Below are 24,637 nucleotides of genomic sequence, written 5' to 3'. Positions count from 1 at the left end.
AGCCGTGTGGAAATCGATTCATGTGTTCTACTACGAAGATCAAAAAGAAGCGTTGATCTTGGATGCCATTCGTCCAGTGATCTGTGAACTGCGCGAGAAATTCGGTGTGGAGCGCATGCATCTGCGCCGCCATTGGAAGTTGGGGCCCCATGTGGCGCTACACATACAAGCGGAAGATGATCTGTTTCAAGGCTCGATCCTGCCCTATGTGCGCGAGGCGCTGACCCCTTATTTGGAACAGCATCCTTCGCGCCGTGAACTCGATCCGGCCCAGTACATCAAGCAGAGCCAAACATTGGGCGCTTGGGAGCTGGAGCCGGGACCGTATGAGCCGCTGATGCCAGACAACTCCCTGTCTGAGCTGCCGTATGTGCCTCGCTCAGAAGTGGTGAACGGTGTCAATGTGATGACGGCGATCGAGAACTTCTGGGTGCGTGCGCTCGATGCGGTGCTCGACATCATGGAAGATTCCCGCGGCAATACACTGAAGCGCTACCTGTGGATGATCAAGATGATGGCGGCGGTCGCCGAGCAGTTTCCCAACCACGGAATCGTGCGCGGACACCTGTCCTACCGTTCGCATGTGGAAGGGTTTCTTCAACAGATGGACAAGAGCGGACAGCTGCTGAACGCCTACAAACAGCAGGAGGAACAGCTGGGCGGCGTCGTCGAGGAGACGCTTCACGAAGTGTTGGACAAGATGGACGCAAGCGGCGTCTACATCGGTGAGGAACGGCCGCTGCGCATCTGGTCGGAAGCGTTGCGCAGCCTGTTTCAGGAGTGCTACCAGCAGGCGGTGGAGGGCAAGTTGACCGCAAGCACCGACCATTACAAAGACATCGCCGAGCGGATCGGGCAAGAAGCGGTCGATCGCTGGAAGATGGATGACCCGGAGTCGGGCATGAGCGAGTTTCACAAGACGCTGTTCAACAAGCAGGGCAACGAGAGCTTTTTCCAATCGCCCGAATTTGCCACCTATCGCATGCTGATCAACGTCTTTTATACCTATCTGCCTTTGTTTGGCATCAATCCAAACTATAAGCACCTGCTCTGCTATCTGCTCTGCGGCGCGGTTGAGCGCGTGAAGGGGATCACTTGGCAGGAGCTTGTCGCACAGTTCGGAAAATCGGAAGAGGAAGGAGCACCTGATCGAGATGAAGCCAAAATGTAAACCGCATGTGCATTATGCGGCCACCGAGGACGGGGTCTATTTTCGCACATGGACCAACGAGTTTGTGATCAAAGGTTCCACGATCTACCAGTGGGTCGAGCAGGTGCTTCCCTATCTGACCGGTGAGCGAACGCTGGATGAGCTGGTCGCACCGCTGCCAGAGGCACAGGCGAATTTTGTGCGGACGCTGGTGCACGAGCTGGTGCGGCGCGGCGTGGTCGTCGATGCGAGCGCCGACTGTGAGGTACCGATCAGCGAACAGGAACTGGCGCTGTACCGTCAGACGCTCCTTTATCTGGAGGATCAATCGAACGACGGGCGCGAGCGGTTCCGCCGCTTTCGTGAGCGGCAGGTGCTGCTCTCCGGAGCGGGTCTGAGCTTCCGGGCGCTCGTTCGCTCGCTGGTCAAGATGGGGCTTAGGGCGCCGGCGATCGTCGAGACGGACGATGAGGAGCTGAAGCGCATCTTGGCAGGATGGAAAGAGCGGGATGAATCGTTCGAAGTGACCTGGGTGGCGCGTGGCAGCGAGTGTGCGTGGCTGCGCGGTCAGACAGAATCGGCACCTTTCACCGTGCATGTCAGCGATTCGTTCGAAGAGGCGTTCCTGCAACAGTTGACCTCCGCTTGCAGCGAGCTCAGCTTGCCAGCCTTGATCGGCACGCAGCTGATCGGCACCGGGGTGGTCGGGCCGCTGCTCGACGAGCGGGCGACATCGAGCTTCGAGTGCCTGCTCGACCGCTTCATCCCGACTTCCGAAACATCGGCGGAGGCAGATTCGCCGATCTTCTCTCTGATGATCGGCAACACCGCCGCTTTGGAAGCGTTTCAAGCGATCGCAGGTCTTGAGGGGAACCTGCGCGATCAGGTCGCGCTGATCGACCCGCGTCAATTGGAAGCGAAGCATCACCGCCTCTGGCCCTCGCCGCGCAATCGATCGGAGCAAGGAACGCAAGCGCAAAATCTGGAGCGCTTTCTTCAGGTACAAGCGGCGACTCCGCTGCGCGAATTTTTGGGCGAGCTAGAGGTGGTCAAGGATGAGCGCCTCGGCGTCCTGCAGGTGCTGCATCCGGGAGATCTCTGGCAGATCCCGTTTGCTCATGCGCAGGCGATCGTGCGGTTGCCGGGACTGGTAGACGGGCATTCGCTGGCGGTGGTCACCTGCGGCGAGCAGATCGATGAGGCGATGGAGATGGCGGCGCGTGAAGCGCTGGCAGCCTATGCGCGATTGGTCGACGAGCAACAGACTGGTGAAGTATTGCCGGCGGATGCCGCTTGGAGCCACGGTCGCGATGTGCACGAGTGGCAGGGTCGAGGCCTGCTCCAGGCGCTGGCAGAAAGAGCGCGCCGCGGGGGGGAACAGCTGCAGGAACTAGCTGCCGACCGATTGGGCGCGAGTCTCGAACAGACCTATCTGAAGATGTTGACCCTGCGCTACGGGTTGCAGGTGCGTCTGTTTGCTGTCGATCTCGGGGTTCGCTCGGCGCATCAGGTTCGCGTCTGGTGTGATCGACAATGGATCGGGTCGGGATTTGGTCGCACTTGGCAGGAAGCGCTCAAAATGGCACTGTTACAAGCGCTGAGCGCATGTCAGCTGCAGGAGAATCATCCGGAGCTGCAGGCAGCAGCAACGGCCGAACCGACGCTGCTACCTGAGCGGATCGAACAGGCTGAGCGCTTGCCAGCAGCGGAGCCCCTCTCTTGGCAGGCGTGGAACAGCGAAGTGCAAGAGCAACTGCTCGCGCAGGGGATGCGCGTCGTGCCGATCCCCTGGCTGCTCGATGCGGCGCCATTCGAAATGGGCGTGCTGATCGGAAAGGTCAGATTGGAGGAGGTGGAGAAGCGATGAGCAAACTTCAGATCTGGATCGTCGGGAGCGGTGTGTTTGCAGACTGGGTCGCGGAGCGTTTGCAATCAGATTTCGACCTAGTGCGCATGGAGAATTCCCAGTCGCTCGATCTGTCGCTCATCAAGCCGAGCGCAGTTTTGAGCCTGTCAGATCGCCGCGATCCGGATGAGGAATTGAACATTCAGCGAGCGACGAGGTCGCAGGGAGTTCCTTATCTTCGCTCCTTCCTCTATGCGGACCGCGGGCATCTCGGCCCCTGGTCGTTCGCTGAGCAGCCTGGCTGTCTGCGGTGCGCGGAGATCCGCATGAAGAACGTGCATCCGAACAAGCCGATCTGGAAGGCGGTCAGCACTGCGCAGATGAGCGAGTCTTACCGGAGCGCACCGAAGCTCTGGACCGTCCCCTTCCTCGACCTGATCGCCGAGCTGATCGCCGAGGAGTTGCAGTCGTTCGCAAACGGAGGTGCACTCCGCTTCCAACAGTCGATGTACGCCGGGTATGACGGCAGCCTAAAAGGGCAGATGCACCGCTTCCTGCCGCACCCGCAGTGCTCAGAATGTTCGACCGTGCCAGACGACAGACCGGAGTTGGCAGAGGTGCGCTTCAAGCCGCGCGTAAAGCCAGATCCTCGCACCTACCGCCTGCCGAACGCCAAATTGAAGCGGGAGAACTTGCGGAACGAGTTTTACGATTGGCGGATGGGGCTTGTCCATCATCTGTACCGTGAGACCTATTCGAAGTTCATTCCGATCACCGGGGCAGAGCTGCCGTTAGAGACGGAGATCCACACGGAGATCGGCTTCGGGCGCACTGTCACCTTTAACGATTCGGAATTCACCTCGATCTTAGAAGCGCTGGAGCGCTATGCGGGCATGATTCCCCGCGGACGGCGCACCGTGCACTATGGCTCCTATCGGGAGTTCCGCGAACATGCGGTACATCCACCGGAGCTGGGCATTCATGAACCTGAGCAGCGCCAGGAGCCAGGCTTCCGCTATCACGCCTATGATGATGATCTGCAGGTCGGGTGGGTCTGGTCCTACTCGTGGCGCCAGCAAAAACCGGTGCTGATCCCCGAGCAGATGGTCTACTATCGCTTGAGCCAGACGATGCCAGACCAGCCGCCGGTCAATCGATTTGTCTATGAGACGTCGAACGGCTGTGCGATGGGCGGGTCATTGGAAGAGGCGATCTACTATGGCCTGATGGAAGTGATCGAGCGCGATGCGTTTCTCGTCGCTTGGTACAACCGCCTGCAGCTGACAGAGCTCGATCTGGAAGGCGTGCAGGACAAAAACATTCTGCTCGTCAAAGATCGGGTCGAAGCGATGGGGTATCAACTGCATCTGTTCGACACGACGATGGAAAGCGGCATTCCGAGCATTTGGGCGACTCTGATCAACCCGGCAGAAGATGCGGGCGTGAAAACCTATACGGCTGCCGGCGCGCACGCCGACCCGGAGAAAGCGATCATGGGCGCGCTGGTCGAGGTGGTGACGTCGATGCCGATTTATGAGATCTCGATGCCGCCGAAGCGTGAGCAGGCGGATGAGATGGTCAAAGACCCGACGCTGGTGCAGACGATGGAAGACCATGTGCTGCTCTACTCGCACCCGGACACATTGCCGCGCTACGACTTTTTGTTCGCCGAAGATCGACCGGTGAAGAGCGTGCGCGACGTGTATGCGAACTGGTACCAGCAGACGCCGCCGCACGATCTCTCCGAGGAGTTGACCGAGCTGATGAACCGCTTGCTCGATCACCACCAGGACATCCTGATCGTCGACGAAACACCGCCCGAACTGGAAAAGCTGGGCATCTACGCAGTCAAGGTGATCGTGCAGGGGATGCTGACCATGTCGTTTGGGCACCAGCATCGGCGCATCGTCATGGAGCGCGTCCAGCAGGCCCCGGTCACGATGGGCTATCGCAAAGAGCCGATCGCGCCGGAAGCGATCAATCTCGATCCGCATCCGTTTCCATAAGGCGGGCTGAGGATGAGCAATCGCAACCTTTCGATCGGACGGTCGTTTTGGCTCCAGACGAGCTATCTGCGCTATCAAGCGGTTCAAGAGCTCAAGCTGCGCACAGAACCAGAATCATTTCTTACTGCATCACCTCATCTGGGCAGACTTCCGCTCAGCATGCAACCGCTGCGCTCGCTCGGCCCAGCTGAGCCCCTGTATCAAGAGCGGTCGGGGGAACACCTTTCCCCCTTGGTCAAGCTGACCACGCTGCTGCACCTGACCTTAGGGCTGATTCGCTATGAATATGGAAGCGTTCGCCCCTTTCATCGGGGAGCCCCTTCGGCGCGCTGCCTGTATTCGACCGAGCTGTTCGTTCTGTCAGCAGATCGCAGCTGGCTTGGCGAGGAGGGCGCATATCGCTACGATCCGTTGCTGCATGCGCTTGAGCGTCGGCAGGAGGGACCTGTCTGGGACGCGCTGGAGGATGCGCTCGGTCTGTCCCTCGACGGTGCGGAAGGCGCGCTGGTGCTCGGGGCAGACTGCTGGCGCATCGCGCGCCTGTATGCTGACTTTGCGTACAACCTTGCCACGCTGGAAGCAGGTCATGCGATCGCTCAGCTCAACGTGCTGGCCAGCCGTTTGGGGTATGCGACCACCGTTCATGAGCGGTTTCTCGACCGACAGCTGATCGAGCTGCTCAGGATGAACGGAAACGCGCAAGCTCCCCTCGCTGTGGTCGTCCTTTGGCCGCAGGGGAAAGCGGCTCCAGCTGTCGAGACGGAGCGGGTCGCGCCGCAGGAGATCGGGACACGGTCGGCCGTCTCGACACGCTTTGAACAGGAGATCGGCCAATGCGCCGAACTTATGAGCATGATGGAAGCTTCACGCCTCCACCATCGCGAAGAGCTGTTGCTGACAGAAGAGGAAGCTTTCGATTCGGTAGCGGCGCATGAGCATTCGGCTGACCCCTGCACAGAGCTGACATGCTCTGCGCAGCACGGGCGGATGCCCGACCTGGTAGATGCGATCAAAAGCCGCAACTCCGGCAATGACAGCATCGGCTTAGCCGCTACGGGACGACCGATTCAGTTTGCTGAACTGGCAGGGCTGTTGCGGGAGCTGGCCGCCCATCCAGATGTGAGCGAGCTCGCTTCCGAAGTCGGCGTGTATCTGGTCGCCCATCGCGTGACCGGGTTGCAGTCTGGCATCTATCAGTTTGACCTGTCTCGTCCAGCGCTTTGCCCGTTGGCGGTGCAGGCAGAGGCAGGGCGGTTGATCGAGCGTGCCAGCGTGGTGGACGGGAAGTTTATCAACTTCCGCTCGCTGCCGGTCGCCTTTTACTTCACCGTCGATGCAGAGCGGGCACTGCGGCGGCATGGCAATCGCGGGTTTCAGATCTCGCAGATGAAAGTCGGGCGGATCACTCACTACCTCTGTCTGCTCGCCGCTGCACACGGCTGGTTTGCCCGCCCGTTGAAAAGCTATCGCGATGCGGAAGCGGAAGCGATGCTCGGCCTGTCAGAAACGACCAAGATGCTCGCCTATCAGTTGGTGATGGGAGAGAACCATACGCCATATTTGGAATTTGACATGGGATTGTAGAAGGGAGGAGTCAGCATGATCGGGGAGACGGAGCGCGAGTGGGCCGGCTTTCATATCTTTTATCACCATTTTGAAAAACAGGACGATCTGCTGCTCGACTGCCTGTTTCCGGCGGTGCGCAAGCTGCAGGCGGAGGGGCATTGTCGGGAGTGGTTCTTCCTGCGCTATTGGGAAGGGGGGCCGCACATCCGCATCCGCTTCTTGCAGCCTTCCGAACAGGTGGAAGCTTACATCCGCGAGCAGGCGGTCGCCTTTATTGAAGCGAATCCGCCGCAGGCGGAGATGAGCGCCACAGCGTATTATGCCAACCACAAGTTTGACGGTGAAGCTGTCGACCGCGACAGCCTGCCGTGGTACGGAAGTGGAAGCATCGTCCGCCTGCCCTACGAGCCGGAGTTTAAGCGATATGGCGGTTCTGCGGCGATGGAGGTCAGCGAGGATCTGTTCAACAGTTCGAGCGATCTGGTCGAACAGGTGTTGCGGGCGACGCGAGGCGAGTACCAGAAGCGAATGAACATCGCGATGGATCTGATGTTGCTGACGGCGCTCTGTCTCGGCGTTCGGGTCGAGGATGTCGGGATGTTTTTCGAGCGTTACATGTACAGCTGGCAGACGTTCGTCGATCAGCCAGAAGCTCAGCGTGTCAAGATCGGGGAGCTGTATGAGCGGCAGCGCGATGTTTGGAAGCCGCGCTTCCGCACGCTGGTCGAATTTGTCAACTCCGATCAAGAGTTTCTGTTTTATCGCCAGTGGGTCGATCAGCTCAAAAGGGCGTTCGCGCGCTTGGAAGAGATCGCGTTGCGCGGGGAGCTGGTCTGTCCATACGATGATGATCCGGTCGATTCGGAGCGCCGCCGTCGCTATGCGATCGCTTCGATTGCAGTGTCGCAGATCCACATGACCAACAATCGGCTTGGTGTGCTGATGTCCTACGAGCACTATCTGAGCTGTATGCTGCGGCTGATGGCTGCCGATCAGGTCGATCGGAAAGAGGAGGTGCGCTGATGGAGAGGCGCTGGCTGGCCGCTTCGCGGCGTACCTCGTCTGTGCAGGAACGCTTCGAAAGCAAGCGGAGCGGGAAGATGAACCCGTTTCATCTGGCGGAAGTCTATCATGCGAACAGCAAGTTCGATCCCGACCTGATGTCGTTTCAGCTCCCGTTAGAAAAATATTCGGTGCCCGATGTGATGGAGGAAGCGACAGACGATTATTTCGACCTTCCACGCTTTGAAGAGCTGCCACCGCTAACCGAGGCGATGGGCGATGTTCTGCTACGCCGCAGAAGCTCGTGGGAGTTCGCCGAGCCGATCGACCGAGCTGAGCTGATTGTGCTGCTCAAATACGCCTTGGGCACCAACGCTGTGAAGACGGTGGCAGACGGGACGAAAGAGATTCAGCTGCGCCTGCGCAGCTATCCGTCCGGCGGGGCGCTCTATCCGGTGCAGTTCTTCCTCTATGTGCACCAAGTGCGCGGGATGGAGCGGGGGCTGTATCGGTTCTGTCCCTATCTCAATCGACTCTACTTGCACGAGACGGGTGACTTCGTCGAGCAGATCGCCAGCATGACCGCGTCGACCGACCCGAATGGCAACCCTGGGTTTATCAAGCAGGATTACAGCCGGGCGGCCGTACATTTCTTTCTCGCCGCAGATTTTCGGCATCAGTCTGACAAATACGGGCTGCGCTCGTATCGGCTGACACTGCTGGAAGCGGGTCATGCTGCGCAGAACATCATGCTTGTATCCACAGCGCTCGGCATGACAGGCGTAACGCTGGCCGGATTTTATGACGACCGGGCCAATGAGCTCTTGAAACTGGACGGCGTGGATCGAGCAGCTCTGTACATGATCCCGATCGGTCGAGCAGGAGGGGAGTAAATGGATAAAGAGGGTTTTCTGACATTGCTGTTGAATTCCTATTTTAGGATTCGAGAAGGTTATTTTTTCAGTTTCCCTGAAGCGCATGAACTGCAAGTGCGACATGTTCACTGGGGCGAAAGTCTCGCGCGCATCTCCGCACATGACGGAGAGACTTGGATGCAGGAAGTGTTCGGTCAATTGGATGGCACGCGCACGATGCAGGAGATGATGACAGCCGTTCCACCCGAGCGACGCGAGGATTGCTTAAAAATAGTAGCGGCGTTGCGGCGAGGGTTTTTGGTGGAATCACCGACCCCGATCCCAGACGATCGCTCAGCAGCCGAGCGGTGGCTGCCCGAGCTGATGGGCACGCGCAACACCGCTCGTCATTTTTATCGCGCGGAGCTCAGCGCGGCGAACATCCTCGTGCTGGGTGCGGGGACGATCGGCAGCCGACTGGCCACCGGTCTGATCCAACTTGGCGTCGGTCATGTGGCGGTCGCCGATGGTCGAACGGTCACTGCGGATGATCGCCAGCAGTCGATGGCCTATGCGTACGCTGCGCACGATGCGATTCGCGGGGAGGCGCTGGCAGACAGCTTGCAGCGGATGGCGGGGGCAGATCGAGCTTCCGGACATCGCTTTCACTGGCCTGATCGCGAAGGGTTACACCGTCTGATGGAAGGCCGGACGATGGTGCTGGTGGCAGAGGATGTGTTTGCTCCGGCTTTGTATGAGGCGGTGAACCGCGCGGCAATCGAGCGTGGAATCGCTTGGTCGATGATCGTGATCGACGGGTGGAACGTCTATGTCGGGCCGACTTTCCTGCCAGGTTCGACCGGCTGCTATCACTGTTTGGAAGCAGATCGCCGGAGCAGGTTGGTCAATCCGATCACCTATGATCGCTACTTGGAACACCTCGTCCAAAGCGAAGCGCAGGTAGCCCTTGCCATCTCGCCGACATTTGCTGACATCGCGGCTGGGATGCTCGCATCTGACATCCCGAACGCAGTTGGTAACATGCCCCAACGCATCGAGACAGAATCCAGCCTGACCCTCAATCGGCAGTTGCATCTGGACATGCGGACATTCGATGCGTCGTTGCATCCGCTGGTCAAGCAGCCGCGATGCGAAGTGTGCGGGAGTCAGCATTTGAAGCAGATCAGTAAGGAGGTAACAACATGATGGGACAAACGGTGATCGAACTGCGAGACACCAAAAAGACCTATGGTACGGTACAAGCTGTGCGTGGGATCTCGTTGAACGTATACAAGGGTGAGATTCTCGGCATCATCGGCGCGAACGGCGCTGGCAAGACGACGATGCTTGAGATGATGATGGGACTTAACGAGCCGACGTCAGGATCTGTGACGGTGCTCGGCTATGATGTGAAGAAGCAACCGATGGAGTTGAAGGAAAAGATCGGGATTCAACTGCAGAAGACTTCGCTCTATGACCGCATCAGAGTCAGCGAAGCGATCAACCTGTTCCAATCCTACTACAAAAAGACGCGCGACCCGCAAGAGATCATCCGCCTGCTCGGCTTAGAGCCATATCTGAAGCAGTATGTCAAAAAGCTATCGGGCGGTTGGCAGCAGCGCACCGCGCTTGCTCTCGCTCTGATCAACGACCCGGAGATCATCTTTTTGGATGAGCCGACGACTGGGCTTGACCCGAAGGCGCGACACGATCTGTGGGAGATCATCCTCAAGCTGAAAGGCGAGGGGAAAACGATTCTGCTCTCCACGCACTACATGGAGGAAGCGAGCAAGTATTGCGACCGCGTGGCGGTCATCCGCGCGGGTGAACTTGTCGCCTGCGATACGCCGAGCAATCTGATCAAGCTGCTGCCAAGCGGACAGGGCACGATGGATGACGTCTATGTGGAGATCGCTGCGGCGACGAAAGGAGCGTTGGCCTGATGAATTTTTCTGCGATGCTCACCCACACGAAGATGGAGATCAAGCTGTTCTTCCGCGAGATTCTCTTCGTCTTCTTCACCTTCCTGTTGCCAGCCGTGAGCTTCATCTTCTTCGGCACGATGTTTGGCGATGACACCTACAATGGATACAACTATATCGATACGTACATTCCTGGCATGATCTCGATCGTCATGTTTACCACCGGCTTTTTCACGATCGGTCTGCAGGTGGTGATCGACAGGGAGAAAGGCATCTACAAACGACTGCGCGGAACTCCGCTCAAATCTTCCTACGTGTTCACTTCGATCATCGCCAAAGGCTTCTTCTGCATTCTGGTCGGCACGCTGGAGATCATTCTGATCGCCAAGTACATGTTTGATGCCACTCTTACCAGCTCGGTCTTCGAGTTTATCCTGTCGATGATCCTCTGCTCGCTCTCCTTCTTCGCGATGGGCTTTCTGATCGCGAGCATCGCCAAGCGCATGCAGACGGCGATGGCGATCTCGATGGTGGCGATGTATCCGATGATGTTCCTCTCCGGATCGACCATGCCGCTCGACAAAATGCCGCAGGTGATGCAGACGATCTCGAATTTCATCCCGATGACCTATGTCAAAGATCTGCTGCAACTGGGCTGGGTGGGGAAGCTGTTCACCGAAGCGGCGATCACGCCAACTCTCGTGCTGCTCGGAATCTTCCTCGTCGGTACGTTTATCGGAATCAAGAAGTTCAGATGGGATTGATTTACTCGTACAGATTTTCGAAGCAGACTCCCTTAGCGGGAGTCTTTTTTTGTGCGCTTGTGGAAGCTGACCTGTACAAGCTCGCTTCAGGCAGCCAATGAGGGAGGGCCGATCAGGAAAGTTGAGCTGGCGGGCGTACTCGAAGCTGGTTGCGGAAGTGCAATTGGAACCGATCGGATGGGCGATCAGAACCGCAACGAACACAAAAAGGCTCCCTCATTGATTTGAGAGAGCCTTTTTGTCACTTGATCGGCAACCAGATCTCCAGCTCCGAATCCGCTTTGTCTACCGCGAACCGCTCGCCATAAAATTCGAGGTAGGGAGCGGCAAAGTCGCGCTCGTGTTCGCTCGTCGGGAGCCACGACTTGTAGATGTGGTCATACGTGCTGCCCAAGGTGTTCAGCTTGTTGCGATGGGTGAACACCGCGTACCGGTGTGCGGCGACCTCGTGGGTGACCATGCTGTCGAGGCGGGAGGAAGCGACGATCGCTTCGCATCAGGCCACGTAGGTCAAGTCGGCTTGCCGGTTCTAAGCGTTACGCTTCCACCTCGGTTTTGATGTTGTCAAGCAAGCCATATAGTTGTTCGAGCACGGTGATTCCATTCTTTTCCGCCTCTTTCGCTTCCTGCAGCAGAGCGATCGCCTCCGCGACCGCTGCCGGGTCGGTCGGGTTGCCACCCTGAGGGAAGGGAAAGAGCTGGCTCAAGCCGATCCAAGCGGCAGACACTTGCGCATAGTGCACAGCAGCGCGAGCGGCGAGGCGCTGCAGTTGGAATTCCTCCATGTTCGGCCGCAGGCAGTGGTGAAACGGACGGCTCAGCTTGATCAAAAACTCGGCGGCAAATTTGCGGGCATCGGAGATCACCGTGATGTTGTAGCCGCCGCCAAACTGGTGCACCGTGCCAGTGCGCAGCGCGTTGATCAGCACGTCATACGCGGCCAGCCCGCCGGTCATGTTGGCAAACGTCGATTCTTCGCCATGCGCGTGGCTCAAGACGAGCGCAAGCGTTTGGCGGAGCGCTTGGCGATAGTTGGTCGCCTGTTCGGCCGTCTGCGGCATGAAGTGGATGATGTCTGCACTGCGGTGCGTCCTTTCGGTGCGCTCTCCGATCGCCAACACGAACAGTTCTGGATAGGAGCCATGTCCGAGCTTTTCGTAGGAGAGCTCCTTCCCAGGGGCTGCCGCATCGAAGATGTGCAACACTTTTTTCTCATCATCATAGCCGTAGATCAGCCCAAACTCAGGCGTCTCCACGTTCCACGCGATCAGCGGGATGCCGCGGTCGATCGAGTCGTGGACAAGCTCGATCGCTTGCACCGTGTCCTCCGCGGTCGGCCCCCGACCGGTAGGGCCGCCGACGCACTTGGCCTGAAAGCCGAGGTTGTTCAGCCCTTTGCTAAAGACGGTCTTCCAATCGAAGGCGGTAGGGCCGCTCGGATCGATCGTGTCGCTCACATTGATGCGGAACGCATGGGTGGAGAGCGCCATCACTTCGGCGAGGGAGAGCTCCTGTTTTTCTGTATAGGCGAGCGCGCTGTGAATCGCCAGCACGGCGGAGTTGTAAGTGCCTTCATAGTGGTACATCTTCGGTTTTTCCAAAATTCGTTTGCTCATCTTCGAGTGCCCCCTTCGAGTTTTCACCAGCAGTGCGAGGCTGGCACGCAGGTGCTCTTTTTGCAGCTTCTGCTTCGAGCGGTGCAAGGAAGTGTAGATCACATTGGTGGTCGTCGCATACAGGCTCGCGATCTCAGCGGGAGACAGTTGCCGAAAGAAGTGCAGCTCGAAGATCTCCCGTTCTCGCGGTTTTAGACAGAGCAAGAGAGTTCGAATCAAATCGAGCGTCTCACAGCGCATCACGCGTTCCAGCGGATCGCCAAGTCGAGTTGCGGCCGCGTTCTTTGCGAGGTGGTGCAAGATGCTGTCGAGATCCCCCCAATTTGTGTTTGCTCCCAGATCGGATGCTGCTTCATAGGCGGAGAACGGCCGTTCTTTGCCAAAGGGCCCGCCGCGGCGCAATTTCATATGCGCCTGATTGCGAACGATCGTCTGGAGCCACGGGAGAAACCGCTCGCCGTCGAGCAGCGTCCCCAGATGCAAAAAGGCGCGCACCAATGCGTCTTGCACGATATCGTCCGCCAGATGCGGGTCGTGTGCAAGCGAACGCGCCAGGCCAAACGCTTTGGCGCGATGGCGGCGCACCAGCTCACCGAACGCCTCTTGATCTCCGCTGCGAGCCCGTTCTACCAGCTCGCGATCCTCATGTTCTACCACGTGTGACACCTTCCTTTTTCAGCCTCACCATACAGATGCCAGGGACGGAAACAATCTTACAAAAAAGACGAGATTTTTTGAAAAAAGTTTTGCAAGAAAAGACCGCTCGCCAGATCGACGGAGCGGTCGGATGCTACTCTTGTTCCAATTCCATCGCGATCACAAACCAGTTGGCCGCATTCATCAGGCCGATGTGAAAGGTCAGGGCGACCAGTTCATCCTCGCTGAAATGCGCTTTGACTTGGCTCATCAGCTCATCGGGGATGACGCCGTGATAGGCCATCATCTGGTCGACATAGGCGAGCGCCACCTGTTCTCGCGGGCTGAAATTGGCCGTCTGTTCTGCTAAGATCGCCACCTGTCTTTTCTGCTCATCCAGAGCAGCATCGCGCGAACGGCTTCAGTATTCACATCCGTTGTTCGCAGCCACGCGGAGGCGAACCAGCTCAAACAACTCCGGATCGAGCGAGAAAAAGTTCGCTCCGGACAGTTGCTTAAATCCGGCGTTCACCGCTTTGTTCTGCGCGATCGTCTTTTGGAAAGGCGAGCCTGCAACCCCCGGTACAAATGAAATGCGGGACACGTTCCGATTCCTCCTGCTACCCAGTATCAACACTATCTTTATTGTAGCGGAACGGATAAAAAATGGAAGTCCTACATTAAATACCCTTGATCCGTTGCGCAACTTCGACCAGTTGGCGCGGGAGGATCATTCCGGTGTCAAAATCGCCTTGGAGAACGCGATACTGTTCGGAAGCGGTGCGAGCATCGGTCAACTCAGATTCTGGCATTCCGTACCCTTTGACCAGAAACCCTTTCGCTTCCAAATAGTTGATCGCTTCTGAAATCGTCATTTTCATGGAAAACACTTCCCTTATCTGTGCGTTTGAGCTAGTATGCGCAAACGGAGCGCCTTTTACGCAATTTGACCTTCTATTCTGTGATTGATAGAATGAAGATAAGTCAAGTCGTCACTGCCAAATGAGGCAATGAAAGGATGAGCGCATCGTGCTGAAGTTCTTGTTGATCGCAGCTGTGGTGTACTTGCTGTACACGTGGGGAGTTCGATTGCAGATGCGCGCCCGTCTGTTTAAACAGGCATGGCTTTTTCTCGCTGGCTATACCTGTGCAATGGCGGCGGGGATGGCCGTAGGGTTGTTCTTGACATTGACCTTTCTGGAGCGAGTTTGGGCAGAGGCGTCAGTCGTCGAGATCAGCATGGTCTCGACCGTGCTGTCTGCGCTGATCGGCGAGTATTTGTTTGCTCGCAGTTCCCGCCTTTCGCTCCTGTTGATCGCTCCGCTGCGTTCGAAGGAGCAGAAGCGATAGGGCGGTTGTGAATAGCGTACCTGAACGGCAGACAGGCGTGTCTTGACCGTTCTTTTTTTCATGATCGTGTGCTGTGACTCGATGTTGGAGTTTGAAAAAAAGGGGATGAAATCTTGAATCAGTTCAACATCCGTGAAACGATGAAAGGTCTGATGGCCGAGTGGGGGGTTCCTGGATATGAGGATCGCATCGCAGCTCAGTTGCGGGAAGCGCTCACCCACTTCACTGACGACATCCGGATCGATCAGGCGGGCAACCTGATCGCCAAGGTCGCCGGCAAGGGAACAGCTCCTCGCCCGAGCGTCCTGCTGGCTGCTCATATGGATGAGATCGGCCTGATGGTCACCAAGATTGAGCCGCAGGGCTTTCTGCGCGTGACGAGGCTCGGCGGTGTCGACCCGCGCACGCAGGTGGCGCAAGAAGTGTTGGTACATACGAAAGATGGCGATTATGTGGGCATCGTCGGCTCGCGACCGCCGCATCTGACGTCGAAGGAAGACCGGGGGAAAGCATGGCCGCTCGAAGAGCTGTTCATCGACATCGCCATGCCGGAGGAGATGGTGCGGGAGAAGGTGCGCATCGGAGATCCGGTGACGATCCGCCGCGAGCCGATCGAGCTGCAATATGATCGCATCGCTGGGAAATCGCTCGACAACCGGGCGAGCGTCGCCTCGGTGCTCGAATGCTTGGCCGAGCTGCAAAAGCTGGAGCACAATGTCGATGTCTACGTGGTCGGCTCCGTGCAGGAGGAGCGCGGGCGCGGCGGTGCGGGCCAGGCGACCTATGGGGTGCAGCCCGATCTGGGCATCGCGATCGACGTGACGTTTGGCGACATGCCAGGCTCTCCGTCTGACGCTTCGTTTCCGCTCGGCTCAGGGCCTGCGATCGGCGTCGGCCCCAACATTCATCGCAAGATCACCAAAGGCTTGGAAGAGACGGCAAAGCGCTTGGAGATGGCGCATTCGTTCGAATTTTTGGAAGATGACACCGGCACGGACGCATGGGTGATGCAGGTGCAGCGGGCAAGCGTGCCGACAGGGCTCGTCTCGATTCCGCTTCGCTACATGCACACTTCGGTGGAGACGGTCTGCTACTCGGACATCGAAAATGTCGGGAAGCTGCTCGCCCACTTCATTGCCGGAATTGACGCTCAGTATGTGGAGGGATTGAGTTGCTACTTAAAAGACTGACCGAAGCGATGGGCCCGTCCGGGTATGAGGATGAAATTCGTCAGGTGATCTACGAAGAGATCAAAGATCATGCGGATCGCGTGTACACAGACGCGATGGGCAACCTCTTCGCCGAAGTGGACGGCACTCGTCCGGGGCCAAAAGTGATGCTCTGCGCACATATGGACGAGGTGAGTTTGTTCATCACCCAGATCGATGCCAACGGCCTGATCAAGTTTCGCCACATCGGGGGAATCGACGATCGAGTGCTCCTGTCGAAACCGGTGGTGATCGGAGCGAACAAGATTCCTGGCGTGATCGGCTCGAAGCCGCCGCACCACCAAGCGCCGGGAGAGCGCACCAAGCCGGTCGGTCTGGAATCGTTGCGCATCGACATCGGAGCTTCCACCCGCGAAGAGGCGCTTCGCTATGTGCAGCCGGGCGATGTGGCAGTATTTGCGACGAAGTACGAAGAGATCGGATACCGTCGCGCCAAATCGAAGTCGTTCGACGACCGCGTCGGCTGTGCGGTGATGGTCGAGACGATCAAGAAGAAGTTTGACATCCCGGTGGTGTACGCGTTCACCGTGCAAGAAGAGATAGGTCTGCGCGGCGCAGGTCCGGCAGCCTACCGGATCAATCCGGATGTGGCCTTGGTGCTGGAAGGCACGATCTCCTCAGAGTCGCCCGGATCGCCTGGACATGGTCAGGCGACGATCTGTGGCGGCGGACCCGCTCTGTCGATCATGGATAGCGGATCGATTCACAACCGCAAATTTTTACAGGAGATGATCCAGGTTGCGGATGAGAGCGGCATCCCGTACCAGATTCGCAAGACGGTGGCGGGCGGCAACGATGCAGGGCGAATTCATCTGACGAAAGAAGGGGTGTTGTCGGGCGTCATCTCGGTGGCTACCCGCTACATTCACGCGCCTTCGCAGCTGATTAGCCTTGATGATTACGAACAGACAATCGCGCTGGTGGAACAGTTTCTCCGCCGGGTTGAACAAGGAGGATTTCGGGCATGAAAGATTTGATCGTTCGACTGGCTGAAGCTTGTGGCCCGTCCGGCAATGAAGATTTGGTGCGCGCGCTGCTCAAAGAAGCGGTGGCAGACTATGCGGACGAGGTGCGCGAAGATGTGGTCGGCAACCTGATCGCGACCAAAAAAGGCAACGGGCAGGACAAGAAGCATCTCGCACTGGTCGCCCATATGGATGAGCAAGGTCTGATGATCGTGCACATCGAAGAGGGTGGACGTTTGCGCGTCGGCGGCATCGGGCCGATCGAACCGGCGTTCTTTGTCGGACAGCGCGTGATGTTTCCGAACGGCACGGTTGGCGTTGTCGGCACCGAAGCGAAAGATGCGAGCGATGTGACGACGATGAACCTGTTCATCGATCTCGGCGTGGAGACGAAGGTGGAAGCGGAAGCGCGCGTCAAAGTAGGAGACTCTTGCGTCATCTCGCAAAGCTCCTTTGAGCTGGCAGAAAACCGTCTGGTCGGCAAAGCGCTCGACAACCGCGCAGGCTGTGCGGCGGCTGTCGAAGTGCTGAAGAAGCTGGGCACGTCGGAGCATGACGTTTCGGTCATCTTCTCCGTACAGCATGGCGTTGGGTCGCGCGGTGTGCAGACGGCTGGCTATTCGCTCAAGCCAGACTTTGCGCTGGTGATCGACAGCGTCAATACGGATCACGCGCAGATGATCGAGCTTGGCAAAGGGACGTCTGTCAAAATTATGGACAGCAATTCGATCGTACCGCCAAGAATCAAACATTTTCTGATCGAACAGGCGGAAGCGGCCGGAGTTCCCTACCAGTTGGAAGTCAACCCGAGCAGCCCGTCCGATATCGGCGCACTCCTGCGCATCGAAGCGGGCATTCCGTCAGGCGGTCTTTCGATTCCGGTACGCTATGCGGTGACTGGGTCGGAGATGATCGATCTGCGCGATGTGAACGCGACGATCGACCTCGCTGTCAAAGCGTTGCAATCCTATTCTCTCTAATTGCTGTCACGCCCGATTGGCGAGCTGTCTGCTCAGTCCCACTCGGTGAGCACAACCGATCGACCCCCCGTTCTGAAGAACGGGGGTTTTTTGTTTGGAAAGAAAGTCATTCGCGTGAGTAGAACGTCATGTTAACGTCATTTTTATGAGCACAGTAAAGGGGTGACACTATGTTCTTCAGCAAATCGAGCAGAATCAGATTCGATTGGCAAGGGAAAAGCACTTGTGTAGACACGATTCCTGTGATAGAGTGCTAAGTAGTCCAATCATCCGATGTTTGGAGGAGTTAAGATGACGCTACAACGCGCTGTGCGATCTTCGCTGGTAAAGCAGGTCGTTGAACAGCTCGAATCATTTATCGAGACGGGCAAATGGCAGATCGGGGCGCGAATCCCTGCCGAGCCGGAGTTGGTGAATCAGCTGGGCGTGAGTCGCAATACGATTCGGGAAGCGGTACAAGCTTTGATTCACACCGGAATGCTCGAAGCAAGACAAGGGGATGGCACCTATGTTCGCCGTGCCAATCAGTTCGAAGCGGCGATGCTTCGTCGTCTGGAGCGTTCGACCGTAGCAGAAACGCTGGAAGCTCGGCACTGTCTGGAGCGTGAGATCGCTCGATTGGCAGCGATGCGGCGAACGGAAGAAGATCTTCGTGCCATTCGCTCCTGTCTGGCCGAAAGAGACAGGGAAGATCAGCACACCGACTCTTTCGTGGAGGCCGACTTTGAGTTTCACATCATGATCGCAACCGCAACTCATAACAGCGTGTTGATCGATCTGTACAAGCATATGTCCGAATCCTTGCGGATGTCGATCAGCAGCACGGTCGGCGATGCGGAGTGGGCAGAAAATCATCGAGCTGCTCATCATGCGCTGGTGGATGCGATCGCAGCTCAAGATGCGATCGCCGCTGAAGAGGCGGCGAGCAAGCTGGTGCAAGCTTCGCAGGACGCATGGGTTCGACAGGAGAGATAGGAGAATCACATCATGACAGCACATACAGAATCCCAATACAACAAGCTTCGCATCATGCTGCTCATCGCGGGGATTGTTCTGATCGCCGCCAACTTGCGCCCGGCGCTTACAGCGGTCGGACCGCTGATCGGCTCGATCAAAGCAGACATGGGCTTATCGAACGGCATGGCGGGCCTGCTGACAACTCTACCGCTGCTCGCGTTTGCACTCTTTTCTCCGCTGGCTCCGCGCTTAGGTGCTCGCTTTGGCAATGAGCGGTCGCTGTTTGCCGGGTTGATCATTCTGATCGCTGGGCTGTTCTGGCGGTCGACAGGCTCGTCAATCGCTCTTTATGGAGGAACCATTTTGCTCGGGCTGGGGATTGCGATCGGCAACGTTCTCCTGCCTGGGCTGATCAAGGAGAAGTTTCCCAAGAAGGTCGGGATGATGACCAGCGTGTATTCTACCGCTCTGTCGATCAGCGCTGCGATCGCTTCGGGCGTCAGCATCCCGCTGACGCAGGGGCTGAACCTGAGTTGGCAAGGTGCGCTGGCGACTTGGAGCGCTTTGGCAATCCTCGCGGTGATCGTCTGGCTACCCCAACTGCGCTCTGCAAGCAGAGCAGTCGGTCAGCAGCAGGCGCAATCGTCTGGCGGGCAGCTGTGGCGTTCGCCTTTGGCTTGGCAAGTCACCCTGTTCATGGGGTTGCAATCATTCGCCTTCTACTGCTCCGTAGCTTGGCTGCCAGAGATTTTGCAAAACAACGGAATGAGCGTATCGGCAGCCGGTTGGATGCTTTCGATCGTACAGTTTATCAGCTTGCCGGCGACGATCCTCACGCCGATGCTCGCTGCTCGATTCGCCAATCAGCGAGCGTTGGCGATGATCGTCGGGGTGCTCTTCGTGTTCGGATTCACCGGACTGCTTCTTGACGAGACGAACGATTGGATCTATCTGTGGCTGGTGCTGCTCGGAACTGGACAAGGAGCAGGGATCAGCTTGGCGCTCACCCTGATCGTGATGCGCGCCGCAAACGTGCGACAAGCGGCCGAATTGTCGGGGATGGCGCAGTCGATCGGCTATCTGCTCGCTGCGATCGGTCCGATTCTGATCGGCACGCTGTTCGATCTGACGCATTCCTGGTGGCTTCCGCTGCTGACGCTGGTGGTCAGCGGGGCGCTGCTGGCGGTGATTGGTCTGGGCGCTGGGCGCAACCGATACGTGTGAGCGGGATGTTCCATCAAGAAAAGATCGCTTTAGGGCGGATTTTGACAAGCTCCGCCTTTCGTAGAGAAAATCGTACAAGTGCCACTCTGCTCGTCAGCGCTGTAAGACAGCCGTCAATCCTACTTACCTTGCAAGCAGTTTTACGTCCCGGTGGCAACACCGGGACTTTTTTGATGTTGGTAAGTAAAAATCACAAAGAATGAAATTTCTTGGATTTTATTTATCCAACAAATCATTCATAGTAAAATACCTCTATGGACTGTATGATCGTCTGCGCTTCTTCTTGAGCGTGAAGCATAGCGGGATAGCGTATTGCTGAATACCTGAACGCAGCGTCGCACACAGTTCAGGAGGGATTGAGCTCGATTTGACGATGAAGGCGAGGGAAATTGCGATGCAAATGTGGAAGCAACCCGCACCTCAAACAAACGAATCGGGAGGTCAAGAAAAATCAAAGACCGCACAAACGAGCGAACAGGGACGGGCAGAACCGCTGCAGCGGATGCGAAGCGGTGCCGGCTCTTTTTCCGCACGCGAACTGCTCCAGATGCAGCAAGTGTACGGCAATCGGGCGACGACCCGAATGCTGTCAGGGCTGAGACAGCAGGCGGGCCCTCAGGTGGCGTCCCGTTCGGCAGAAGTTGTTCAGCGCTCGATTCGAATCGAGGATGAGGACAAAGAATATTCACGCGATACCTTGTCCGATCTGGCAATAGAAGTCAGGAAGCACAGTCTGCTGCTCAAGCTGCTCGACAGCAGATCTGCTCAACTGGGCGTGAGCATCGATCAGGTGTTGACTCGCTTTGATTTTCAAAACCGTCGATTTGCCAACCTCGACCATCTGGTCGAGGAGATGGTCGAGGAAGCGGAGATGCGGGAAACGGTAGCGGAAGATCCGAAGGGCAAACAGATTGCCTCTTTGGTTGAAGCGTTGGACGCCTTTCGAAAATCTGAACAGGAACGGGCAGAGGTGAGCGATGAGGAGGCAGAAGCTCAAGAGGGTGTTTCGCGGACAGAAGTTCCGAGAAGCGAAGTGCCGAAGCTGATTCATTTCGTCTGGTTGGGCGGGCCGATCGGGGAGTCGAGAATGAACAAAATCAACCAGTGGCATGGGCTCAATTCGGGGAATGGCTGGAAGACGATCGTCTGGATCGATCCGAGTTTATTGACATCCAATACGATCAGAAGCTTCAAAAAAGAGCTGGTTCAATTAAATATTCTTCCCAAGGAAGGCATGCAGCCGGAGCTCGTGAGAGAGCGAGATCGGCAGCAAACTGGCACGATCGAGCATGCGGTTGCGCCGCAAAGCGGTTGGTCAGATGCTTACAAGCGGACAAAAGGTGAAGAGGATCCTTTGATCGGGTATCAGCCTGTGAGCGATTACAGCATGAACATGTTGTATGCGCTCATGGACGAGAAGATCAAGCAGCGGGGTGGATATGCTCGGTTCCTCAAAACGGATGAGCAAAAGTTGCTCGAATCGATCACCAAGCGAGCCAACGAGCGCATTCAAGAGGCGTTTCGAGACATTGCGGCACTCAGAAAAACAGGGGTTAAAGTGTTAGACATCACATCGGGGATGCCTGTCGAAGTGCAGAAATGGTACAACTGGGAGACGAGGCTTGGTTGGACCAACTACGGGGCCGCTTCCGACCTCGGGCGCTTGTCGATCTTAGAACAACTCGGCGGGGTCTATCTCGATGTCGATCTGGAAGCCGTATCTCCATTGGACGACCTGTACACGATTCGGGAGATGCCGCGAATCGGGCCGTTGATCGACGATACGGTGGTGGAGCGCGAAGTGCAGGGGGTGCAGAACCCAAGCAGGCAGAACCAGGCGCAATTGATCCAAGCGCTCATCTCGCGAATCGAGAGCGACCCCAACCACTCCTTTAACAACAATGTGATCGCCAGCGCTCCAAACGGTTGGTTCATCCAGGAATACTTGCAGACCGCTCTGGGAAACTATGAGAAGTCATCCAAGCGATCCGATTTTATGGAGATGCATTGGGGTGACGACCCTGAAAACATCAAGCTGTCCACCGTCAAGACGACTGGCCCCCATGTGATCGAAGGCATTTTGATGAATTTTGGCAACGCCCCCGAATTGCGCCAACAGATCAAATTCCCCAGCGGCAAAGTCGGGTGGATCACCGACATCACCAGCAGTCGAGACTGGATCACCTGAGATCGAACATGCGCTCTTTGCCCTGTGCAAGGGCGCTTTCTCTTGGTATAATGTTGCTGACTTTCGCATTTTTGCAAGCGTTTGGATCAACTTATGGAGCTGAGAACAGAGAGGAGTTTTTTAGCATGTTGAGGTATCTGACGGCCGGGGAATCGCACGGACCTGCATTGACGGCGATCATCGAAGGGTTGCCGAGCAATCTGCCACTCGATCTTGAGTTTATCAATCATCAGCTGTGGCGCCGCCAGCAGGGATATGGACGCGGGGGACGGATGAAGATCGAGTCAGATCGAGTTGAGATCTTGAGCGGTGTGCGCTTTGATAAGACGATGGGAACGCCCGTCGCAATGACGATTCAGAACAAAGACTGGCGCAACTGGTCGGAGAAGATGGCGATCACAGGTCAGGCGCCGAGCAGTGTCGTGGAGATCACCAAGCCGCGACCTGGGCATGCTGACCTCGCAGGCGCTTTAAAATACAATCAAGAAGATATTCGCAACGTTTTGGAGCGGGCGAGCGCGCGCAACACGGCGACGATGGTCGCCGTCGGATCGGTCGCCCGCCTGCTGCTTCGCCACTTCGGAATCGAAGTGTATGGACATGTGGTCGAGCTGGGCTCGGTGCGGGTGGAAAAGTTTGAGGGCACGATCGCCGAGATCGCCGAGCGTGCGGAGCGCTCAGAGGTGCGCGTCGCCGATCCTGAGGTGGAAAAGCGAATCATCGAGCAGATCGACGCGGCGAAAGCGGCAGGAGATACGCTCGGCGGGGTCTTTGAGATCATCGTCACCGGAGCGCCGATCGGGCTCGGCTCCTATTCACACCCTGACCGCAAGCTGGACGGGCGGCTCGCACAGGCGCTGATGAGCATTCAAGCGATCAAAGGGGTGGAGATCGGCATCGGTTTCGATGCGGCGCGCACCCCTGGATCGCACGTCCATGACGAGATCGGATACAGCCAGGGCGCTTATCAGCGTCGCACCAACCATGCGGGAGGGCTCGAAGGCGGTGTGACCAACGGGCAGCCTGTGGTCGTGCGGGCGGCGATGAAGCCGATCCCCACGCTTTACAAGCCGCTCGAATCGGTCGATATGCGCACGAAAGAGCCGTATCGTGCGACGATCGAGCGCTCCGACGTCTGCGCGGTTCCCGCTGCTGCTGTCGTCGGGGAAGCGATGGTCGCGTGGACGATCGGACAATCGTTCTTGGAAAAGTTCGGCGGCGACTCGATCGAAGAGATCGAGCGCAACTACAAAAGCTACCTCCAGGCGATCGGTGAGCGATGATACGGGAGCGAGTCGATACGGGACACAGCCGATATGAGATTTTGATCGGCACAGGGTTGTTGGGACAGACGGGTCAACTTTTGCTTGAGCTCAGCGTGAACCGCTCCTCTCGTCATCTGATCGTGACAGATGAGCAGGTACGAGCGGCCGGGCATCTGACCCCGCTGCTCGCTTCTTTGCAGGCGGCCGGCTATGAGGCGGAACTGTTCGTCATCCCAGCTGGAGAGGCGTCGAAGCGGTTGGAGCTGGCAGAGAGGGCGTTCGAATTCGCCTATGAAGCAGGGCTCGATCGCCGCTCGGTCGTGCTTGCGCTCGGCGGAGGTGTGGTCGGCGATTTTGCCGGCTTTCTGGCGGCGACCTACATGCGCGGCATCCCGTTTGTGCAGTTGCCGACCACGCTGCTTGCACATGATAGCGCAGTCGGGGGCAAAGTTGCTGTCAACCTGTCCTCCGCGAAGAACATCATCGGCGCCTTTCATCAGCCGCTCGCGGTGATCTATGATATCGACGCGCTTTCGACGCTCCCGCTGCGCGAGATGCGCTCCGGATATGCGGAGGCGATCAAGCATGGCATCATCCGCGATGCGGAGCTGTTCGCGTGGATCGAGGCTCGCACGGAGCAGATCTTGGCAAACGATCCGCAGGTGATGGCCGAACTGCTCGCGCGCTCCTGCCGCATCAAAGCGGAGGTGGTGTCTGCTGACGAGCGCGAGCACGGGGTGCGGGCGATCTTAAACTTCGGGCATACGATCGGACATGCGGTGGAAAGCCTTGCCGGATATGGGCGACTGCGCCACGGGGAGGCGATCGCGATCGGCATGATCTGCGCGGCTGAGCTGTCGGTGAAGATGGGGCTCTGCACGCCAGATGCGGCAGAAGCGATCGCCTCGGTGGTGAAAGCTGCCGGACTGCCGACACAGATTCCGCGCGATCTGGATGCGGACGAGCTGCTCAGTTCGATCAAAAGGGATAAGAAAGCGACAGGTGGCACGCTGACGTTTGTGCTAATGCGTGCGATCGGCAAGGTGGAGATCGTCAAGGATGTGCCGGAGAAACTGGTGCGCGACGTGATTGAAGACAGAAGGGAGAGCTGAGGCAT

23 protein-coding genes are annotated in these 24,637 nt (G+C 57.5%); 18 read left to right on the top strand and 5 right to left on the bottom strand.

Annotated features, from left to right (window positions below; all coding sequences use genetic code 11):
* The first annotated feature begins 4 nt into the window (after nucleotides 1–4).
* Genes ACFSOY_RS14370 through ACFSOY_RS14330 form a run of 9 tightly spaced genes read left to right on the top strand, consistent with a single transcriptional unit; the run spans nucleotide 5 to nucleotide 11,110 of the window.
* A complete protein-coding gene (locus ACFSOY_RS14370; RefSeq protein WP_386047729.1) occupies nucleotides 5–1,171 on the top strand; it encodes a lantibiotic dehydratase C-terminal domain-containing protein in 1,167 nt (388 codons plus the stop codon).
* Complete coding sequence (locus ACFSOY_RS14365; protein WP_386047727.1) at nucleotides 1,155–3,017, top strand: hypothetical protein; 1,863 nt, start codon at nucleotides 1,155–1,157, stop codon at nucleotides 3,015–3,017. Before ACFSOY_RS14370 ends, ACFSOY_RS14365 begins: the two co-directional genes overlap by 17 nt.
* Complete coding sequence (locus ACFSOY_RS14360; RefSeq protein ID WP_386047726.1) at nucleotides 3,014–5,002, top strand: TOMM precursor leader peptide-binding protein; 1,989 nt, start codon at nucleotides 3,014–3,016, stop codon at nucleotides 5,000–5,002. Before ACFSOY_RS14365 ends, ACFSOY_RS14360 begins: the two co-directional genes overlap by 4 nt.
* A 12-nt stretch (nucleotides 5,003–5,014) precedes the next feature.
* Complete coding sequence (locus ACFSOY_RS14355; protein ID WP_386047725.1) at nucleotides 5,015–6,586, top strand: nitroreductase family protein; 1,572 nt, start codon at nucleotides 5,015–5,017, stop codon at nucleotides 6,584–6,586.
* 15 nt (nucleotides 6,587–6,601) lie between these two features.
* Nucleotides 6,602–7,591, top strand: coding sequence for a lantibiotic dehydratase C-terminal domain-containing protein (locus ACFSOY_RS14350; protein WP_386047723.1), 990 nt, complete (start codon nucleotides 6,602–6,604; stop codon nucleotides 7,589–7,591).
* Nucleotides 7,591–8,463, top strand: a complete 873-nt coding sequence (locus tag ACFSOY_RS14345; protein ID WP_386047721.1) for a SagB family peptide dehydrogenase — start codon at nucleotides 7,591–7,593, stop codon at nucleotides 8,461–8,463. The genes ACFSOY_RS14350 and ACFSOY_RS14345 overlap by 1 nt, the downstream gene beginning before the upstream one ends.
* The gene (locus ACFSOY_RS14340) at nucleotides 8,464–9,630 is read left to right on the top strand and encodes a TOMM precursor leader peptide-binding protein (RefSeq protein WP_386047719.1); all 1,167 of its coding nucleotides are present in this window, start codon (nucleotides 8,464–8,466) and stop codon (nucleotides 9,628–9,630) included.
* On the top strand, nucleotides 9,627–10,367 hold the full coding sequence (locus tag ACFSOY_RS14335; RefSeq protein WP_386047717.1) for an ABC transporter ATP-binding protein: 741 nt from the start codon (nucleotides 9,627–9,629) through the stop codon (nucleotides 10,365–10,367). The genes ACFSOY_RS14340 and ACFSOY_RS14335 overlap by 4 nt, the downstream gene beginning before the upstream one ends.
* On the top strand, nucleotides 10,367–11,110 hold the full coding sequence (locus tag ACFSOY_RS14330; RefSeq protein ID WP_386047715.1) for an ABC transporter permease: 744 nt from the start codon (nucleotides 10,367–10,369) through the stop codon (nucleotides 11,108–11,110). The genes ACFSOY_RS14335 and ACFSOY_RS14330 overlap by 1 nt, the downstream gene beginning before the upstream one ends.
* Before the next feature lie 241 nt (nucleotides 11,111–11,351).
* Here the strand turns inward: ACFSOY_RS14330 and ACFSOY_RS14325 are convergent, their stop codons facing one another.
* The 5 genes from ACFSOY_RS14325 to ACFSOY_RS14305 all read right to left on the bottom strand — a co-directional run bounded on the left by ACFSOY_RS14325 (nucleotide 11,352) and on the right by ACFSOY_RS14305 (nucleotide 14,243).
* Entirely contained in the window at nucleotides 11,352–11,570 is a 219-nt protein-coding gene (locus ACFSOY_RS14325; protein WP_465336560.1) for a GyrI-like domain-containing protein, read from the bottom strand.
* A 76-nt stretch (nucleotides 11,571–11,646) separates the two neighbouring features.
* The gene (locus tag ACFSOY_RS14320; RefSeq protein ID WP_386047714.1) at nucleotides 11,647–13,383 is read right to left on the bottom strand and encodes an RNA polymerase sigma factor; all 1,737 of its coding nucleotides are present in this window, start codon (nucleotides 13,381–13,383) and stop codon (nucleotides 11,647–11,649) included.
* A gap of 133 nt (nucleotides 13,384–13,516) precedes the next feature.
* On the bottom strand, nucleotides 13,517–13,741 hold the full coding sequence (locus tag ACFSOY_RS14315) for a carboxymuconolactone decarboxylase family protein (RefSeq protein ID WP_386047712.1): 225 nt from the start codon (nucleotides 13,739–13,741) through the stop codon (nucleotides 13,517–13,519).
* A gap of 42 nt (nucleotides 13,742–13,783) precedes the next feature.
* Complete coding sequence (locus ACFSOY_RS14310) at nucleotides 13,784–13,966, bottom strand: carboxymuconolactone decarboxylase family protein (protein ID WP_386047710.1); 183 nt, start codon at nucleotides 13,964–13,966, stop codon at nucleotides 13,784–13,786.
* A gap of 76 nt (nucleotides 13,967–14,042) precedes the next feature.
* A complete protein-coding gene (locus tag ACFSOY_RS14305) occupies nucleotides 14,043–14,243 on the bottom strand; it encodes a hypothetical protein (RefSeq protein ID WP_386047708.1) in 201 nt (66 codons plus the stop codon).
* A gap of 148 nt (nucleotides 14,244–14,391) precedes the next feature.
* Between ACFSOY_RS14305 and ACFSOY_RS14300 the strand changes: the two genes are divergently transcribed.
* The 9 genes from ACFSOY_RS14300 to aroB all read left to right on the top strand — a co-directional run bounded on the left by ACFSOY_RS14300 (nucleotide 14,392) and on the right by aroB (nucleotide 24,632).
* Complete coding sequence (locus tag ACFSOY_RS14300; protein ID WP_386047706.1) at nucleotides 14,392–14,712, top strand: hypothetical protein; 321 nt, start codon at nucleotides 14,392–14,394, stop codon at nucleotides 14,710–14,712.
* 113 nt (nucleotides 14,713–14,825) lie between these two features.
* Complete coding sequence (locus tag ACFSOY_RS14295) at nucleotides 14,826–15,902, top strand: M42 family metallopeptidase (RefSeq protein WP_386047705.1); 1,077 nt, start codon at nucleotides 14,826–14,828, stop codon at nucleotides 15,900–15,902.
* Complete coding sequence (locus tag ACFSOY_RS14290; protein WP_386047704.1) at nucleotides 15,884–16,909, top strand: M42 family metallopeptidase; 1,026 nt, start codon at nucleotides 15,884–15,886, stop codon at nucleotides 16,907–16,909. The genes ACFSOY_RS14295 and ACFSOY_RS14290 overlap by 19 nt, the downstream gene beginning before the upstream one ends.
* Nucleotides 16,906–17,886: a M42 family metallopeptidase gene (locus tag ACFSOY_RS14285; protein WP_386047702.1), complete on the top strand. Its 981-nt coding sequence runs from the start codon at nucleotides 16,906–16,908 to the stop codon at nucleotides 17,884–17,886. The genes ACFSOY_RS14290 and ACFSOY_RS14285 overlap by 4 nt, the downstream gene beginning before the upstream one ends.
* A 291-nt stretch (nucleotides 17,887–18,177) precedes the next feature.
* Nucleotides 18,178–18,861, top strand: coding sequence for a FadR/GntR family transcriptional regulator (locus ACFSOY_RS14280; RefSeq protein ID WP_386047700.1), 684 nt, complete (start codon nucleotides 18,178–18,180; stop codon nucleotides 18,859–18,861).
* 12 nt (nucleotides 18,862–18,873) lie between these two features.
* A complete protein-coding gene (locus ACFSOY_RS14275; RefSeq protein ID WP_386047698.1) occupies nucleotides 18,874–20,067 on the top strand; it encodes a CynX/NimT family MFS transporter in 1,194 nt (397 codons plus the stop codon).
* A 394-nt stretch (nucleotides 20,068–20,461) separates the two neighbouring features.
* Entirely contained in the window at nucleotides 20,462–22,255 is a 1,794-nt protein-coding gene (locus ACFSOY_RS14270; protein WP_386047696.1) for a TcdA/TcdB catalytic glycosyltransferase domain-containing protein, read from the top strand.
* Nucleotides 22,256–22,380: 125 nt separating this feature from the next.
* The gene (gene aroC / locus ACFSOY_RS14265) at nucleotides 22,381–23,538 is read left to right on the top strand and encodes a chorismate synthase (RefSeq protein ID WP_386047694.1); all 1,158 of its coding nucleotides are present in this window, start codon (nucleotides 22,381–22,383) and stop codon (nucleotides 23,536–23,538) included.
* Nucleotides 23,535–24,632 carry a 3-dehydroquinate synthase gene (gene aroB, locus ACFSOY_RS14260; RefSeq protein WP_386047692.1) on the top strand — a complete coding sequence of 366 codons (1,098 nt, stop codon included), beginning with the start codon at nucleotides 23,535–23,537 and terminating at the stop codon, nucleotides 24,630–24,632. Before aroC ends, aroB begins: the two co-directional genes overlap by 4 nt.
* Nucleotides 24,633–24,637 lie beyond the last annotated feature (5 nt).

The organism is Tumebacillus lipolyticus (genome assembly GCF_042682745.1).
Lineage (GTDB): Bacteria > Bacillota > Bacilli > Tumebacillales > Tumebacillaceae > Tumebacillus_A > Tumebacillus_A lipolyticus.
This window is presented reverse-complemented; position numbering and strand designations above follow the sequence as displayed.